We start from the raw sequence: 17,349 nt of genomic DNA, 5'->3' as shown, positions 1-17,349 counted from the left end.
GCATGCCACCGTAGTCTTAATGGGATGAGGTACCCACCAGCCACATTGTGTGATGGCCTCAACATACAGCGCCTCGTGGCGCACCGATTCGTTGTGTCCACACTTTTAACCTAACACCAGCCCTGTATGACGCTGCAGAAAAGGACAGTGAGGCGATTGACGACAGCCATGTTCAACGGGTTTTAATGGACCAGGAGTGGCGGCGAGGCTCCGTGGGCTAATTCCTGATCAAAGTGATTAGCGGTACAGCACTAAGAATCGTGGCTGATTGACGATGCGGCCGCTCCGCCATTGACGGTGAACGAGTCACCGACATGCAGCGTGAGCGGCTACAATATTCTCCGAACGCAGCTTTCGTGATATCCATGCCCATGTTAAGAGGGCTCCTTAGAAGCGCGTCGGACAGGACTACCTGTACCACTCATTCTAAGGAGATTTTTACGTTTGTGAATGTAATAATCGTGAATATCCTAAGTGTTATGCCTGTGTATTCTGACATATTGACATACTTGACAAATCCTACTTTCCTTTATGTAATGCTAGTGGCCTTTTTTTGGACTAAACCGCTATACAGTGGCAAAGATCTGCCCATTTCGTTAACTGGTGCCTCTTGAAGTTACTTTCCTCACCTCTGACATTCCCTTAAGATTTGCACTGCAGCTCCTTTTCGACTGAGAATAATTCTTGAGGGGAATGGCGTGGAGAAACATGAAACACACATCAGAAAATGGGGCCGTCCTTCTGGGCCAGCCCCATCACACTTATGGATATACAACGTAAAAATTTCCAGTAACAGGAATTCCTGCGTAGTTATGAACTTGTACTTGATATGTCCCTGGTAGCACATCTGTCCATTCTGGAGGATTAGGGGCATCCTCTGATTTCCAATTCCCTTTGACGTGCTTCCAATCCGTTGTATTTCCTGAGGACGTGTCCCGTAATCGGTATCCGTTGTCTGTTTGAGAAGTATCACTAGTGTACTGTACAACAGTAAGCCTCACAGTTCCTTCCGAAGAAAAAGTAAATGTTCCAAAGCTCTCCGTATCTCCTGCTCCAAGATTTGAATATGAATAGTTTGGAGACGTAGCCATGTGACAACATTCCTTTCTTTTGATAATTGTTCCACCGGTGGAAGTGAGGATTTTATCCTCTACATAAAAGGCGTTCTAAGCGAACAATTTTACTAGTGGTAATTGTCTAATTCCGAAAATTTTTTCAGCTCATCATACACTTTACTCAAAAGCAGTTCTTCGCAATCCTCATCCTTACGACCGTTTACATGACAGGCACGTTCGATATCCTTTATCACAATTTGGAATATGTGATGCACAGCGGGACACTCCAACAACTCTGATTCCAAACGTTGTTTCAAATTATTGGTCATCCATAATCAACTCCATTCGTAAAATGTTGAGTCCCTTCTTACGAATTTGATTCACTCTCTGCTGACTAACACCTAATATCTCCGCGATTTGTTTCTCAGATAACATTTCATTGTAGTATAGTTCCAGGACTTGACGCTCACGTACAGGCAATTGACGTTCCATCAACATAGCAAGCTCACATTCCCCGACGTCTTGTCCACTTATTGGGGAGGGTATCTTGTCAATATAACTTTCACCCTCTATGTCGTCCCCAATAGGTGAATCCAAAATCAATTGTTCATGCATCATTATTCTCCGTCTACGTCGGTGGTATGAGGCTGCAGTATGGCGAATCATGACCCTTAGCCACGCAATTTTCCGGGCCAATTTATCCTCTGTCACATGCATCCCTTCCAAAAAATTTTTTGATCCACCAGCCAAGAGTACACATACATTTTTATACAGGAGCCACTATTGCCGTAAAATTGATTAAAATCACGGAATATACCGAATTATACTAGTTTGATCAGAGAAAAAGGTACGGATTAGAATCATAGAGTTCATCACCTTTCGATTGGATTCTGGAACAGTTTGCAAACAACGGCTCAGCAGTACTTTTGAACCTCGATAAAAATCTTGTAATCGGATTCTTTAATACAAGGTTACATAACCCAAGTCCTATACTCAAGAAGTCAAACCTTACAGGTTATTAAGGTTGAGGTGATAGGGAAATAAATTAGCCTCTCCAAATGCCTCCCTTCTGCTTCGGCATTTAGACTTAATGTTACCGAGCTGGAAAGCTCTACTCACGTGGATATAACACATACCCAAATCCGCGTTCAGTGATCAAACACTTCGGCTCCTTGGGATTATCTTCTAATTTGTTGCGGATACGTTTCATATAAACGTATAACTCATCCTTGTCGATTAACTTATTTCTACCCCAACCGTGACGAATCAGTTCTTCAGTTGGAACAAGATGCCCGATATTCTGAGCCAGAAATAATAACAGTTTATATTGGATCCGCGACAGATTAATTTTCAACCCATCTTTAAACAGCGTTTCGTCTTCCGTGTCAAGATAACAATTCACTCCAAGAGAAATGTGGGATTCTGTCTCACCAAAGTTGTGCATAGTCATCATCGCCCCGTGCCTGAATGACAATCTGAGTTGAATTGCTCCGCAGCTTCATCGCGAGCTCCCGATTCTCCACGCCCGCTGTAAAATCTTTTTGTTGAAGGTAATTGCATCAGCACATGAGACTGTCTATTAACAAATGTTAAGCTCCCCCGTGGTGATCTACTATCGAAGAACCACCAGTTCAACTAAATGCCAGAGCCCGTTCGCGCTTTGTAAACCGAGTTCTGCAGCTTTCGGAACATCTTTTGCGCATTCATCTTTTGCGCATTCATCTCTTGCGTGATTCGTTCGTATGAAAGGAGTCACCAGCCAGAAATCATCCTCTTCCCCCCACAGTTCCTTATGCAATGCCTGTGGCAAGATGAACACATGGCAGGCATGGAACATCTCAGTCCCAATTCCCCTATATTATACTACATATGTGGATAATTTTATATATATATCCATAATTAGTATAGCAAGCTGTTCGACAGTCTCATTTCCGACGCTATGTACCGCACGCTGGCGGAGTCTGTCTTAATAAGACACCTGGCGTGCCCTCCGCACTGCCCATCCCACGCCGTCCCCACTCTGCTCCACGACAACGCTCATCCGATCACGCCGCGTCACCGCAAATCAAATTCACCCTTGACCATTCGCGCGTCTTCGTTAAAAATATATTGAATTTCAATAATATTGAAAAGGTGGCGTAGATTCAAATGGACATGCTCGATTTTGGCGCCCCCCCGCCAAGCGTACGATATTCGCGTGGAGTATTCACTATTGTACGAGTGCGCGCTGGGCATTGGCGCGTTTACGTGGGATGAAGTCCATAACAAGTTAGACATTGTACAAGCACAAGTGCTGCAGATAAAAAGACAAATGTCCGAAGCGCCCAAACGCGAAGTGTCGTTGGCGGGGATGCATCACACTTGGCGAAGTCTGCTGTATTTAATCCACCGATGCCCCTACCTGCCCTCGACCGCACAGGACAAACACCTCCCTGTGTTCATGAACTGACTGCAGGAAATCAAAGACAACATTCGCACAGAAGCAGCACCGTACTTGGGGACGTCGTATCAGGCATCACTAGTGGCCGCCTTAGCAGGCAATGCACAGGATATGCAGAAGTTGTTGGACAATCACCACGAAAACCCCGTCGTCTATCAGAACCTCCAATACTTATTCACAGTATCGGCAGGTCAATTACTAGATCACACCCAGCGATTGGTGGAGGGGGGTATGAAGAGATTCTCAGCCACGACCGAAATATCGTTGCAATTTTGGAGCAATCGGCAGCGCAAACATCCGCGTTGTCCGGGAACATCGACCACGAGAAACTGATTCACACCGTCACGCAGGGTGGCGAGTTCCTCGCGGAGCCAGGCGTCACCACGCTGTGGCTCATTCCGCAAATCTCGTATCGGCCGTTTACTATCCGCAACCATTGGCCTGGGTGTGCCGTTTATTATTACCCGGTCGATCCCAATGTCCAAACCGACCTCGACAAAAACCGGCTCATCTCAAACATTGCGGCCAAACACAAAGCCGTCGGCGATGGCCAACGCGTTCGGTTACTAGAACTGCTCGCGGCATCCTCGAAGTCGTTAGCAGAATTGGCCCAAGCCATTGGTGCGTCAAAGCCGCGCAAGAGACGTCACAAGGGCGGTGAATGGCATCCCACAGTCCATTTGGCAAAATCGCGACTTCGCTTCGTTACTCGTCGGCAGAACCGTTTCCCAACTCGGCACCGCCGTTACCACCTTTGTCATCCCGTGGATTCTCCTTGAGGTGACCGGTTCAGCAACGCAAACCGGAACGCGTTCGCCATCGGCTTCGTCCCATACATGCTCGTATCGCTGCCGGTCGGCGTATGGGCTGATAGGCTCCCTCGCAAGGCCCTAATGATGCTAACGGACGGAGGTCGGCTGCTGCTCCTATTGTCCATCCCGCTCAGCCATCTCGTGGTTCATCAGGTTCCATTATCTCTACTTTATCTCACACAAGCAGGCGTCAGCGCGCTATCCGCCGTTTTCGATGCGGCATATGATAATGCCTTCCAAACCTGGTTGCCATAAATCAATTGCCCACAGCGAACACTTGAGCACAAGCGTATACTTTATCATCGCTGCCTGCGTCCTTTGCTCAGTGGCCCTATCGACCGTGACGACGCGAGTAGCCTTATCCAGTTAGCGGCACACCCACATATAGTTTTTCCACATCTTCCTTGGCAAACGACGGCTTCACATCGTTCTCCAACGCGAAAAACTGACCATCGCGAAGTTTCACGAGATGATGCGAATAGGCGCTGTTATGCTCAAACACAGCGTCTTTCGAGGCCGCCTCCATGTACAGCGCATCCAACGCGACATCGGAGAATTGGCGCAACGCATCGAGCCTGTCCGCCGCAAGGACAGGTACAAACTCGCCAATATCTGCGATCCGCCCGACATATTCCACCCGCTCCATCTCGACACCTCACCATCATCCAAGGTTTTCCTTGGGAACATTACGATGGTTAAGATATCCATCAAAAAGCCCGCCTAACCAAAATACCGGTTAGACGGGCGGTAACGTCACACAGTGTCCTCGGTCGCCGACGCGAATACACCAACCTCGTCGCGGATTTCGCCATCCTCACATGGGTTGCTATGAGGCTCGCAATCGTCTTCGCAATGGTGATGTTCGCGCAACTTTGTCCGCTGGAACGAATCGATTTTGTCCAACACGACATACAGGGTCGACGTGCGCAACCGACGCTTACCATTTTTGCGAACCGTGACATTGCGCAATCGGACGACATCGTCAAAAAGCCTATCGAGTGTCCCGCTGATTTCATTGCCATCGTCCGTAAATAACGTCACTCGATTGTGACGAGACGACTTATGCTCATGTCTACTCATCCGCTTCGCCCCCCTTTCGTGTCCATAGTTCAATCTATGCACAGGGGCAAAGTTTGCTTGGACACTCCCCTAGAGGCTTACACAATATAAACAATCTTTTTGAGAGGTCTTAAGTACGGAAACACGAGTTATACGCGTTATCCTCCCGCCAACCGGGTGGCAATCCACGTAATCAAACCTGTCGCAATGGCCCCGACCACGGCCCGCCACAACCACATATGACTGTCTTCCAATCGTTTGACGCGATGCTCCAGCGACTTCAGCTTCACATCGGCAGTCTCTGCCTTTTCCCGCGCAGTGACCAAATTCTCCAACTCTGTCTCAATTCTGACCACTCGCTCGCGAAGTTCCTGTTCTCGCTCTGGAATCTGGTTCACGCCGCTCCACCCCCTATCAGGGTTGTCCTTAGATGTCTATATTTTGTGCATGGGACATCCATTTGGAGACGGCGTTTAGCAAGGGCCAAGCGGCTAATTCTTGAGCGCTTTAGGGCAATTGTTGCGCAGCGGCTTCATCCAGGACAAATGTGACTTGTGGATGTAACTGAAGCAAACTCGCAGGCACTGTCGTGCGAATATCGCCGATGATGGCTTCCCGCACAGCCTGTGCCTTTGATGCGCCAACCGCAAGCAGCACAATGCGTTTGGCAAACAAAATAGACTGCAACCCCATCGTGATGGCCCGCGTTGGAACGCGCTCCTCTGCGTCAAAAAACCGCGCATTCTGGCGGATGGTATCTTCCGTCAACTCCACGACATGCGTATGGGGCTTCAGGTGATCTGCCGGCTCATTAAATCCGATATGTCCGTTGACGCCGATTCCCAACAACTGCAAGTCAATCGGATGCGCCCGTAAAATCTCGTCGTACGCCTGACAGGCAGCCGTTAAATCGCAAGTAGCACCGGATGGGATATAGCGGCAATCCAGCGGGAGATCTACGTGATCGAAAAAGTGTTCCCGCATAAACGCATGATAGCTGTGCCGGTCAGTGGGTTCCAAGCCTATGTATTCGTCCAAATTAATGGTTGTGACATGTTCGAAACGAAGGCCGCGTCGGTGAAATTGCACCAGATGCTGGTATACAGGAATCATCGTGCCACCCGTAGCCAAGCCCAGGACGGGCGAAGACAATTGCCTAATGGTGGTCTCCACCAGCGTTGCCGTGTACAGCGCGGCGCCGTACGCGTCTGGAAAGACTCGAACCTCCATGGTCTATCACCTTTCAAAAGCAAGATATCGTAAAATGCGTTAGCAACAAAGCTGAATCGCACCTACTGGAAAAAGTTGGGTTTAGAACCGTTGAAATACCTGCTTACCAGCCACCCACGTGGACACCACGTGAAGCCCTTCATCTAATAAGACGAGATCAGCATCTTTACCCACCGCGATAGATCCCTTTCGATGAATGAGTCCCAGTTCGCGGGCAGGGACTGTCGACGCCATGTAGGCTGCATCACACAAATGGACACCAACTTGCCGAACCATGTTGCGAACCGCCGCATCCATCGTCAGCGTACTGCCCGCGAGATGACCGTCATCCTTCAGCGTCGCGACGCCTTTTTCCACCACCACGTCGAGTAGTCCCAGCTTATACGCGCCATCTGGCATCCCTGCGGCCGCCATGGCGTCCGTGATGAGCACCAGCTGCTCGCGACCTTTGAGCCGATACACCAGTTTCATCACGTCCACGTCGACATGATGGCCATCCGCAATCAACTCACATACCACATCTTCGGACAAAAGCGCCGCACCAACCGTACCACCTTCGCGATGATGAAGGCCACGCATCGCGTTAAACAAGTGTGTCGCGTGTGTTGCACCCGCCGCAACACCTGCAAGCGTCTCGGCTGACGTAGCATCCGTGTGTCCAATCGACGAAATAACCCCCTGCTCAGCCAGCCAACGAATAGTATCCAGCGCCCCCGCGCACTCAGGCGCAATGGTCACCTTTTTCAACAGTCCAGGGCCCGTAACGGCAGTCAACCGCTTCAGTGCTTCAATCGAAGGGGGGATGACAAAATCGGGATTCTGTGCCCCGCAGCGCTTCGGTGAAATGAAGGGACCTTCCAAGTGCACCCCAAGAATCTGCGCACCGGCCGTTTTGTCCTGCGCCGCTTTCACGGCTGCCAAAGCCTGCTCCAACTGACCCATCGGGGCCGTTAACGTCGTCGGCAACCAGCCAGTGGTCCCGCGTGTAGCATGAAACCGACCGATGCACTCTAAGGCCTTGACCGTTCCGTCCATGACCTCAGCGCCACTGCCGCCGTGGACGTGAACATCGATAAAACCAGGCAACAACCACTGGCCCTGTGCATCGATATGTACTTCACCATTTTTGCCAGGGGTAGGGCGCGTACAAGCGTCACCCATGTCGAGAATCCTGCCTTCTTCGACGCGAACCCAACCGCCTTCCGTCACGCTTTGCTCCAGGATAATTCGGGCATTTTCAATGACAAAGGATGAATCATGTGCTGCCATCCCCTTCACCTACCCCTCCTGCGGAATCACTTTCATCAACCAACTCTTTCCAGCCTCTACGTGCGCTGCGGAGGATTTATGCAATGCCTGAACGCGTTGCATGTTCGTCACTATCACAGGGGTCACCAGGCTTTTCGCAGTTCCTGTCAGCTTGTCGAGTTGCAGCCGTACAAGCGGCGTTCCAACCTCTACTTTGGCCCCCTGCTCAACCAATTTGGTGAATCCCTCACCTTTGAGTTCCACAGTATCGATGCCAATATGAATTAACAGTTCCAACCCCTGAGCCGTCGTAATACCAACTGCATGACCGGTCGGGAACAGTTGTGTCACAGTTCCTTGTACAGGTGCAACCACCGTCTCCGACGACGGCCGTATGGCCAATCCATCCCCGACCATCCGCTGTGCAAACACAGGGTCCTCAACATCCTCCAGCGGCACCATTTCGCCATCAATCGGCGCATAAATCGTAACTTCCTTCGCGGATTGAGCGTCGTCCGATGGTGTCCGTCGAAATAAGTTTTTAAACATGATACATCCCTCGCTAGCGGAATCTGTTGATTTCGTCTGATGAGTATTCAATCTGGTCACTGGCATTTAATCTGATGGTATCAAGATTGTTCGCAGAAGTGCGAGACTCCTGCGAACCCAGTTACAATTTTCCCTAATCGTCTAGCCCCTCAATCAATTCAACCAGCCTATCCACAGCCGCGACTTCATCTGGCCCTTCCCCGCGAATCGTAATGTCAGTCCCTTGGGTGATAGCCATCGACATAATACCGAGGATGCTCTTGGCGTCTACCTCGGCGCCATCCTTGACCAAGGTAATCCGGCTAGCAAATGCCGATGCTTCTGTCACAAACCGCGATGCTGGACGGGCGTGTAAACCGCTTGCGTTTTTCACCGTAACGGATTTCTGATACATAGCCTCTCCCCCTGATGGTGTATTGTCGGTTGAATTAGAGGCCTTACATGAACTGCTTCATCTCTTCCGCTAACATATCGGCAATCGTGCCAACCACCACTTGTGCATGATGTTGATTGAATCGAATGACGCCACTAGAACCAAGTTGCTTGAGCCGCGCTTCATCAAACTGTTCGCTATCCTTGACGTTGAGGCGCAGGCGCGTCGTACAGGCCTCGACTTCCAACACGTTCTCTTTGCCACCCAGCGCGTCCAGATACGCTTTCGCCTTACCTTCCATCGTATTGAGGTCGACTGTGGACGCCTGCGCTTGTTCACTTGCCGCGGCCACATGTGGCGAGCCTGTTTGATTCGTCACACCGTTGTCAGCGCTCGCAGCTGCAGGCAAATCTGCCGGACCGTCGGTCGCCACTTGCATTTCATCAAAGATGAAGCCTGCACCCGGTATTGATCCGCCACCGTTATCGACCTCCCGCCCAGGCGTTTTGATGTCAAAAATTTTGATGCTGAAATAAAACACCACGAAGTACACGATGCCAAACGCGATTCCAATTGGAATGAGCCAGTACCCATGTGTCGCGTAATTGCGGTTTAGTACGTAGTCGATGAGCCCCGCCGAGAAGTTAAATCCGTCGCGGATGCCCAGCGCGTAACAGACCGCCAGACTGACACCTGTTAACAACGCATGAACCGCGTACAGCGCTGGCGCCAAAAACATAAACGAAAACTCGATGGGTTCCGTCACCCCTGTGAGGAATGACGTCAGTGCCGCAGCGCCCATGATGCCTAACACAACACGGCGGCGCTCCGGCTTTGCAGCAGCCACCATGGCGAGTGCAGCACTCGGCAGACCAAACATCATAATCGGGAACATTCCGGCCATAAAGCCGCCTGCGCTCGGGTCTCCAGCGAAAAAGCGCGTCATGTCGCCGGTCTTGCCATGCCAAGATCCGTAGACAAACCAAATATATGAGTTGACCACGTGATGCAATCCAAATGGGATGAGCAAACGGTTGAGCACGCCGTAAATGCCGGCGCCGAACGCGCCGAGATCACCAATCCAGGTACCGAGATCATTGATACCCGTCTGCACATATGGCCAGACATAGCCAAAGATCAGCGCCAACAATAGGGACAATATCGTGATAATCACCACGGCAAGTCCTTTGCTGCCGCCCATAAACCGAGTCCACACCGCGTCTTTGCGTCGACTCACTGCATTGAAGATAACACCCGTGATAATACCTGCGAGAATACCACCCAACGCATCCAAATTAATCGTGCTATTGATGGCCTGCGCGCCATCGGTCAAAATTTCATACGAGATAAATCCAGCCAACCCGGCAAACCCATGGTTGTTTTTAGCGAAACCAACTGCGACACCTATCGCAAACAAAATCGGCAAAAAGTTAAACACCGCATTGCCGGCAGCTGCCATAAACGGGATATTCAACGTATCCGGCTGCCCTAAGCGAAGTAACAAGCCTGCCGCAGGTAAGACGGCGATAGGCAACATCAACGCCTTACCGACCCTTTGTAACTGACCTAACATCATTCTCCCCTCCTTAATAACCACTTACATAGCATTAGTGCCAAATGTGCCCCAAAACAAAAGCAACCAATAGACACGCGCCAGCTGTCACAATCGGTACAAATCGCCGTCCGCCAAAGAACGCGAGAACCGCTGGGAGCTTCGTGCGATGATAGCGGTTGTACATATACCCTGCCAATACACCAGCAATGAGACCCGCCACCAACACAATAGAACCTTTGTCGCCAATGTCGATGGTCTTCGAGAGTGCGCTTGCCCCTTGAATAATCACCTCATAACCCAGAAATGCGGCGAGGGCTGCGGCACCTTGGTTTTCTTTCGCCATGCCTATCGAAATACCAACCGCGAGGATAATTGCATAATTAGAGAGAACCGCGTAACCAACAGCCTGAATAAACGGTACCCCAGTGGCCGAAGGTTCTCCAATCCAATACAGAATTGCGCCGATGGCGAACACCACAGCCATGACGCCGACCACTTTGCCGAACCCCAGTTTTGCCTCCATAGAAATCCTCCTTTGCGTCAAAATTCGCCGTCCTGCGCGACCGAACACACGAAAAAAGGCAGACACGAGCCATCACAGCTCATGCCTGCCTTTAATCACGCAGTAACACGCTAATTGATATATAGCATAGAAAAAATAGTTGTGCAAGTATTTGCATTTATCAGTGATGATGCTACATGATGCTAACGGCTGTGGCGGCGGGTATAGATGATACTCGCCGGACAAACAAGCATACGTCAAGATAAAAAGCGATCAACGTGCAGCGTTAGATAAGCGATTTCATCCGTGGGAAAATGAATCTTTAGTTTCGATTCAATCACCTGCGTCACACGCCGAGCAATTGCGAAACTCTCCGGCATCTTTTCCATGATAGTATCTGCGAGCGGGTTTTGAATGGGTTCATCTCTCAGAATACGCTGAATGGCAAAACGCAAATGAATCATCATCCGCACGTAATTTAACTGCGATCTTGGCAACGTCTTGCCAAGTAACCTCTCCAATTCCTTCACGGCTAACGTAACCGCGTCCGTCAAACGAACCGTTTCCCGAACTTTTCGAGCGTGACTCGCCGAATGCAGATGCAATGTGAGAAATCCCACTTCCTCAATTGGAATGCCAATTTGAAATCTCTCTTCAATCCACTGCGCCCCTGTCTTGGCAACCGCAAAAGCTCTTGGATAAAGCATTTGGATTTCCTCGATGAATGGGTTTTCAATGTTAATACCGCCACGCAGTCTATTCAATGCAAAGCCAATATGGTCAGCCAGGGCTACGTGGATATGTTCGTGCAATTCCCTGCCCAACGCTTTTGCTGCGTATGCGATAATCTCTTCGGCAATGCCAATTACAGGTTCCGGAACAACGGAGAACAATTGCTCAAAGTGCTGTTGATTCTCCTCGTGGACCAGCGTGAATCGCTTCTCAATCCTCGCGTCTGTTGGCGAAAACGGGCTGCCTCGGCGCGCTCCAAAGCCAATGCCACGACCAATTACAATTTGCTCGTCCTGGTTGTTCGCGCGCAAAATCAGGACGTTATTGTTCAACACGCGTTCAATGACATACGCCTCCACAACTGCCCCCACTAAATATCACCCCAGTTGATCTCGCTTTTCTGAAGTATATGGGCAACGAAGAACGTTTTTCAACATACTCACTTACTAACAACCAGAATTTCTAGCTGAAAGTGCCTCATTTGCCGTTTCATATCTTATAATCAAACCTCAAAGGGGGGGTGCCACCGTGAAAGCGATACTCATCGGAATTCTTGCTTCTTTTTTCTTCGCGGTCACGTTCGTGGTCAACAAACTCATGAGTGACGCAGGTGGCAGTTGGCTGTGGAGCGCCTCGCTGCGCTATCTGTTTATGCTCCCCATTCTACTTATCCTCGTCTTCGCGCGTAAGCGGCAGCGCGCACTCTGGTCGGAGATGCGCCGGCATCCATGGCAATGGGGATGGTGGAGCTTTGTCGGGTTTGGGCTGTTCTACGCGCCACTGTGTTTCAGCGCGGCATATAGCCCTGCGTGGTTAGTCGCGGGCACATGGCAGTTCACCATCATCGCGGGCTCCCTTGTCGTTCCCCTGTTTCGCGAACGGCGCTTGACGCCACAGGGAGTCATCTACGTGCGACGGCGAATTCCGATGAAAGGTATGGGGATGTCCCTGATCATTCTTGTCGGCATCGCGGCAATGGAATGGTCGCAATCCACAAGAGTCCCCCTATCATCATTTCTCTTAGGTACACTCCCCATCTTGCTCGCAACGTTTGCATATCCACTCGGCAATCGCAAAATGATGGAGCTTTGTGAGGGTAGACTAGACGCGTACCAACGAACGCTTGGCATGACTATCGCCAGCCTTCCACTGTGGTTGATACTGGCGATTTACGAGACCTGTACCGATGGGCTCCCAAGCGTAAATCAAACCTTGCAATCTGTTGTCGTGGCCGTATTTTCAGGGGTCATTGCCACCGTTTTATTTTTCACGGCAACCGACATGGCGAAGGGAAACGTGCAACAGTTAGCGGTCGTGGAGGCCACGCAGTCGGGGGAAGTCGTCTTTACAATCGTCGGCGAACGGCTCTTAATTCCAGGAACCTCGATATCGGTGGGCGGTTTTGTCGGCCTAGCGCTGGTTGTCTTGGGCATGATTCTCCACAGTTTACGGTCGTCGCGAACGAAGTCTTCTCCACACGAAAAAACGATAGAAATTTCATCTTAAACAACAAGGTGCCTGACTTCCCTTTCCCCGGCTCGCAATCTGCGAACCGGGTTCGGCCAATGGTCAATACCGATGTCACGACTGATGCGTTTTGTCCACCCAAATGTGCGCAAATGGATCCTCTTCGAGATTGCGGTTGATATAGTATCCGTGAATCCACGGCTGCACAGCGTACGAATACTTACCGTAATACAAGGGAACCAATGTCGCATCTTGCATCGCCTGTACGGTCACCTGTTGGTACAAGTTCGCACGTTGTGTTTGGTTCGTATCCGTCTCAGCCTGATTCAACCACTCATCCACACGCGGATTGGAATACATCGTCGAATTATTCGCTGGCTGCTCCTTCGAGTTCAACAACGTATATAAAAAGTCAGACGCATCTGGATACGTTTGATTCCAATCGATTAGAAATGACGGCTGATTACCTTTGGCATTGAGCGTCAAAAACGTAGCCCAACTATCTTCGTGAACATTCAAATCAATCCCGACAGCCTTTAAATCGCTCTGAATCTGATTGACGATTTTTAAGGTAGCCGCGTCGTTACTACAGTAGAAATCCACGTGAAGCGGCAAGGACACGCCGGAGGCTTTGAGCAACTGTTTCGCCTTTGTAGGGTTATACGTGTAATTGACGTTTGCAGGCAAATCGTTCACGTGACCAAAGACACCAGGGGGTGTGGGCTGGTTTGCGACGGAACCTTGATTGTCTAACAGTTTGACAATAAAGGGTTTATTGATGGCATATTCCACAGCCTGACGCACTTTGACGTTCGTAAAAGGCTTCTGCTGGACATTCAATCCCATATACCAGATGGTGCCGGCAGAAGAGGTGACGATATCTTTTTTCAAGTTTGGATTTGAAATAAACCCCTGGTAAGATGATGCTGGAATCCCGCGCGTGTTAAACCCAAGCAAAGCTGTCTCACCACGCTCAAAACGCATCGCCTCCAGCTGTTCGTTGTTGTTATACGTAAATGTAATTTGATTTAGATACGGAAGTTGGTTGCCAGACGCATCTTTTTGAAAATAATGCGGATTTTTCGTCAGGACGACCGTATTGTGATTATTGCTCTTCATTTCAAAGGCACCGGTCCCCATCGGTTTGTTTAAACCAAAATCCGCATCCCCCACTTTTTGAATCCACGTCGGGTCAATTCCAACAAAAAAGTGCATCGCCAAAATATTCAAGAAAAAGGGTTCAGGTTTAGTCAGGGTAATTTTTAAAGTATACGGATCTGGCGCGCTGACACCTCGAATGGTACTCGCCGTTCCATCGTGATAAGCGGTTGAACCTGCGATGATAGGATCAATTAACGATTCACCGGGCGAGCCAATCTTTTTGTTTAGAATGCGCTCCAGCTCTGCGATGTAACTATCAGCTGTCAACTTGTCGCCATTCCAAAACGTAATACCCTTTTGCAAATGGAATGTGTAGGTTTTCCCATCAGGCGAGACTTCCCAGGACTTCGCCGCATCACCGACAATCTGATTCGTCGTCCCTTTGTATGTCACCAACTGATCATACATCGACTGGACAAACTCGTCGGATAAAATATCCTCAGCGATGGCTGGATCGATTGAATGGATATCGTCACTCATATCGACGTCGATTTGACCACCGGTAATCGGTGTTTGTTGTTGACTCGCTCCCGATTGCCCCTTCTGTTGCGCACCCTCCTGCGCCTGATTTCCCGGATTCGTGCCGCATCCCGCGAGTAAGAACGCAACTGTCGCGACAGCTCCCAATAAGGTAGAGCTTTGTCTTTGCCAAGCGTGCATGTGCAATCCCCCATTGCCTCTTGTCTTGAATACCTTTACCCAATCACGGACTGTGCGCATAAGACGTTTTATTGGCTCGCCACTGTTCAAACTCTTCCCGCACAGCTTGTAAAGCTTGTGGATTTACAGCGAGATCATAAGCGGTCATCGCCAACGCCTTCGCGGCTTGGTTCAATGCGATTAATCCGGCCTCGGACGCAGCGGCGTCACGAAACGCCGGCGTATGATTGGATACGTCCCCAATCCGGATATACGGATGAATCGTGGCAGTCACTTGACCGACGTTGCCGATATCGGAAGAGCCAAGGCCTGCACGAGCAGGCAGATCAGACACCTCAAGGCCCAATGAGACGAGATTCTCTTTAAATAGCGCTGCGAGCGCCCGATTGTTGTTGCGCTCGGCATAAACCAACCCTTCCTCGATTTCGCATCGCGCACCGACCGCATCTGCACTGTGGCGGACAGCCGCGTACACCTTTTCCCGAACTGTTTCGAGTTCTTCGACTGTGATGGCGCGCAAAATAAACTTTGCTTCACAAAATTCCGGAACGACATTTGGGGCAGCCCCCCCCTTAGTAATAATGCCGTGAATTTTGACATCGCTCTTCAAGAACTGCCGAAGTGCGTTAATCGCGACGAACGATTGAATCACAGCATCTAGTGCGCTGATGCCTTCCTCCGGCGCGGAGGAAGCGTGGGCCTGACGGCCGTAAAATTTAAAGGTGGTGTCGACACAGGCGAGTGATCCACGGTTGACCGTCGTGAGGTTTCGCGGGTGACAAAGCATCGCGGCATCCACATCGTCAAATACACCCGCGTTGCACATGATAATCTTTCCCCCACCATCTTCTTCGGCGGGTGTACCAATGACCGCAATGCGAGCCGGTAAATCTGGACAAGCGTCGCGTAGTGCCAACGCGGCGCCCACTGCTGCAGTTCCAATTAAATTGTGTCCACAAGCGTGCCCCATTTCCGGAAGCGCATCATACTCGGCTAATAGGGCAATCACGGGTTTGTCGCTCGGCCCCCACGTCGCCCGGAAGGCTGTCTCAAGACCCGCAACCCCTGTCTCTATCTCAAACCCAGCCTCGGCAAGGGGTTCTAGCAACCACTGCATCGCCTGATGCTCCTGAAAACTCAGCTCAGGATGCTGGTGTATATTCAATGCCAAAGTGCGAAGTAGTCCATCACGTGCATCTACAGCCTGTTCCACGCAGGACTTCAAGGAAATGTGTGGTTCACCCAATCCGTCTGCACCTTCTCTCATCAAATGACAACATTCGTGTATGGTTGTATATTAATCCTGTAAAATGTATAAGTAAAATTAATGTTTTTTTCTCTAAATACAAAAACAAATTTATATTCAGAGAAAACAGGATACAAAGAGACCTATCATTCACTATCTGCTACTTCATATGAAAAGTTCTTCATAAAATCTATGAATTTACCAACCATCGTATATTTTAGCGCCGCTTCGCGATAAAACATCCAGGTGCCTCGTTTGACTATACCACCATCTTTGCGAACGAGGTCAATGTGCTTCAAACCATCCCGGCGGTGGACAAAATCACTAGGTACAATTGCGTAGCCAAACACATGCTTGACCATCTCCTTGCACGTTTCAAAACTGTCAACTTGCATGCTGATGCGAGGGGGCACGTGAAATCGTTCGTACCACCAATCATCAATCATTTGTGCTAAGGATGAATGCGCGTAACTCGCAAGGTTATTCGTAAGGACAGGCGCTTTGTAGCTGATTTGTGGAAGATTTGGCAAATCGTCGAGATGGACTTCCGATTTTGAAATCATACAAATCCGCTCTTCACTCAGCAGATATTTCGCTTCCGGCCAGTGAAAATCTCCGCGGACGACACCTACATGGATATCGTCGTGAAGTAGCAGTTCATAGATCTCTTCACTCCACCCGGTCGTCACGTTGATATGGACTTTGGGAAAGTCAGCATGATAACCACGCAAAATTTTCGGCAAATTGTGCAAACCAAAATAACTAGACACGCCAACGCGCAGATTGCCCTGCACTTCATGGCTCATATTTGCAATCTTGTCTTTCGTCTGCTGTAGTTCCGACAGCATCTTCTGGGCATAATGAACCAGGTATTCCCCTTCTGGCGTAAACCCAATGCCTTTGCCGTTTCGAAACATCATGGCTGCGCCAAATTCTTGCTCAAGTCGGCGCAAACGATAAGTCACCGCGGGCTGCGTTATATATAAACGGTCGGCCGCGCGAGTTAGGTTCTTCTCCTGCCACAAACACTGCAGGATACGACAGTCTTTTTCGTCCAAACGGCGTCCCTCCTTTGAGCAACATCACGCATCCTGCGACGTCCTCCCCTGCATATACTATCCAATCTTCTGAAATATCCCGTTCGGCAAAACCAGTATAGCACGCACATAAGACTATCAAACTACCCACCCCAACATCACCGCGACCAATAAAAAAGCCACCCCACAGGATACCTGTCAGGGTGACCTTTCACATGTTCCC

Annotated in this window: 19 protein-coding genes; 4 read left to right on the top strand and 15 right to left on the bottom strand. The window is 49.9% G+C overall.

Annotated features, from left to right (window positions below; all coding sequences use genetic code 11):
• Window positions 1–1,373 precede the first annotated feature (1,373 nt).
• Together J3482_RS05255 and J3482_RS05250 are read right to left on the bottom strand one after the other, a co-directional pair.
• Window positions 1,374–1,772, bottom strand: a complete 399-nt coding sequence (locus J3482_RS05255) for a sigma-70 family RNA polymerase sigma factor (RefSeq protein WP_223204066.1) — start codon at window positions 1,770–1,772, stop codon at window positions 1,374–1,376.
• A 394-nt stretch (window positions 1,773–2,166) separates the two neighbouring features.
• A complete protein-coding gene (locus J3482_RS05250; protein ID WP_188332157.1) occupies window positions 2,167–2,499 on the bottom strand; it encodes a winged helix-turn-helix domain-containing protein in 333 nt (110 codons plus the stop codon).
• 768 nt (window positions 2,500–3,267) lie between these two features.
• Between J3482_RS05250 and J3482_RS05245 the strand changes: the two genes are divergently transcribed.
• The 3 genes from J3482_RS05245 to J3482_RS05235 all read left to right on the top strand — a co-directional run bounded on the left by J3482_RS05245 (window position 3,268) and on the right by J3482_RS05235 (window position 4,562).
• A complete protein-coding gene (locus tag J3482_RS05245) occupies window positions 3,268–3,504 on the top strand; it encodes a hypothetical protein (RefSeq protein WP_206918768.1) in 237 nt (78 codons plus the stop codon).
• 263 nt (window positions 3,505–3,767) lie between these two features.
• Window positions 3,768–4,274, top strand: coding sequence for a helix-turn-helix domain-containing protein (locus tag J3482_RS05240; protein WP_146822084.1), 507 nt, complete (start codon window positions 3,768–3,770; stop codon window positions 4,272–4,274).
• A 117-nt stretch (window positions 4,275–4,391) separates the two neighbouring features.
• The gene (locus tag J3482_RS05235; protein ID WP_206922153.1) at window positions 4,392–4,562 is read left to right on the top strand and encodes a hypothetical protein; all 171 of its coding nucleotides are present in this window, start codon (window positions 4,392–4,394) and stop codon (window positions 4,560–4,562) included.
• 103 nt (window positions 4,563–4,665) lie between these two features.
• Here J3482_RS05235 and J3482_RS05230 read toward each other — a convergent pair whose 3' ends face one another.
• The 10 genes from J3482_RS05230 to J3482_RS21520 form a co-directional block, all read right to left on the bottom strand.
• Window positions 4,666–4,953, bottom strand: a complete 288-nt coding sequence (locus J3482_RS05230) for a hypothetical protein (protein WP_146822086.1) — start codon at window positions 4,951–4,953, stop codon at window positions 4,666–4,668.
• A gap of 107 nt (window positions 4,954–5,060) precedes the next feature.
• Complete coding sequence (locus J3482_RS05225) at window positions 5,061–5,387, bottom strand: hypothetical protein (RefSeq protein ID WP_146822087.1); 327 nt, start codon at window positions 5,385–5,387, stop codon at window positions 5,061–5,063.
• Window positions 5,388–5,524: 137 nt separating this feature from the next.
• Entirely contained in the window at window positions 5,525–5,764 is a 240-nt protein-coding gene (locus J3482_RS05220) for a hemolysin XhlA family protein (RefSeq protein WP_188332158.1), read from the bottom strand.
• Window positions 5,765–5,873: 109 nt separating this feature from the next.
• A complete protein-coding gene (gene nagB / locus J3482_RS05215) occupies window positions 5,874–6,596 on the bottom strand; it encodes a glucosamine-6-phosphate deaminase (RefSeq protein ID WP_206922152.1) in 723 nt (240 codons plus the stop codon).
• Between the two features lie 81 nt (window positions 6,597–6,677).
• Window positions 6,678–7,865: an N-acetylglucosamine-6-phosphate deacetylase gene (gene nagA, locus J3482_RS05210; RefSeq protein ID WP_206922160.1), complete on the bottom strand. Its 1,188-nt coding sequence runs from the start codon at window positions 7,863–7,865 to the stop codon at window positions 6,678–6,680.
• Window positions 7,866–7,874: 9 nt separating this feature from the next.
• On the bottom strand, window positions 7,875–8,393 hold the full coding sequence (locus J3482_RS05205) for a PTS sugar transporter subunit IIA (RefSeq protein WP_206918757.1): 519 nt from the start codon (window positions 8,391–8,393) through the stop codon (window positions 7,875–7,877).
• A 133-nt stretch (window positions 8,394–8,526) separates the two neighbouring features.
• The gene (locus J3482_RS05200) at window positions 8,527–8,787 is read right to left on the bottom strand and encodes an HPr family phosphocarrier protein (protein ID WP_146822092.1); all 261 of its coding nucleotides are present in this window, start codon (window positions 8,785–8,787) and stop codon (window positions 8,527–8,529) included.
• A 43-nt stretch (window positions 8,788–8,830) separates the two neighbouring features.
• The gene (locus J3482_RS05195; protein WP_146822093.1) at window positions 8,831–10,339 is read right to left on the bottom strand and encodes a PTS transporter subunit EIIC; all 1,509 of its coding nucleotides are present in this window, start codon (window positions 10,337–10,339) and stop codon (window positions 8,831–8,833) included.
• A 34-nt stretch (window positions 10,340–10,373) separates the two neighbouring features.
• A complete protein-coding gene (locus tag J3482_RS05190) occupies window positions 10,374–10,844 on the bottom strand; it encodes a PTS transporter subunit EIIC (protein ID WP_146822094.1) in 471 nt (156 codons plus the stop codon).
• A 236-nt stretch (window positions 10,845–11,080) separates the two neighbouring features.
• On the bottom strand, window positions 11,081–11,926 hold the full coding sequence (locus J3482_RS21520; RefSeq protein WP_146822095.1) for a BglG family transcription antiterminator: 846 nt from the start codon (window positions 11,924–11,926) through the stop codon (window positions 11,081–11,083).
• A gap of 157 nt (window positions 11,927–12,083) precedes the next feature.
• Here J3482_RS21520 and J3482_RS05180 point away from each other — a divergent pair, with 157 nt between their 5' ends.
• Window positions 12,084–13,061 (top strand): DMT family transporter, encoded by a 978-nt coding sequence (locus tag J3482_RS05180; RefSeq protein WP_206922151.1) that lies wholly within the window; start codon window positions 12,084–12,086, stop codon window positions 13,059–13,061.
• Window positions 13,062–13,136: 75 nt separating this feature from the next.
• On the opposite strand, the gene J3482_RS05175 is transcribed toward J3482_RS05180, so the two are convergent.
• The 3 genes from J3482_RS05175 to J3482_RS05165 all read right to left on the bottom strand — a co-directional run bounded on the left by J3482_RS05175 (window position 13,137) and on the right by J3482_RS05165 (window position 17,147).
• Window positions 13,137–14,843 carry an ABC transporter substrate-binding protein gene (locus tag J3482_RS05175; RefSeq protein ID WP_206922150.1) on the bottom strand — a complete coding sequence of 569 codons (1,707 nt, stop codon included), beginning with the start codon at window positions 14,841–14,843 and terminating at the stop codon, window positions 13,137–13,139.
• A gap of 43 nt (window positions 14,844–14,886) precedes the next feature.
• Window positions 14,887–16,110, bottom strand: a complete 1,224-nt coding sequence (locus J3482_RS05170) for a M20 family metallopeptidase (RefSeq protein WP_206922149.1) — start codon at window positions 16,108–16,110, stop codon at window positions 14,887–14,889.
• Window positions 16,111–16,235: 125 nt separating this feature from the next.
• Window positions 16,236–17,147, bottom strand: a complete 912-nt coding sequence (locus J3482_RS05165; protein ID WP_206922148.1) for a LysR family transcriptional regulator — start codon at window positions 17,145–17,147, stop codon at window positions 16,236–16,238.
• Between the last annotated feature and the right edge of the window lie 202 nt (window positions 17,148–17,349).

Origin of the sequence: Alicyclobacillus suci (assembly GCF_017329615.1) — a bacterium.
Lineage (GTDB): Bacteria > Bacillota > Bacilli > Alicyclobacillales > Alicyclobacillaceae > Alicyclobacillus > Alicyclobacillus suci.
Note: the sequence above shows the minus strand (reverse complement) of the source record. Positions and strands in the feature narration are given on the sequence as shown.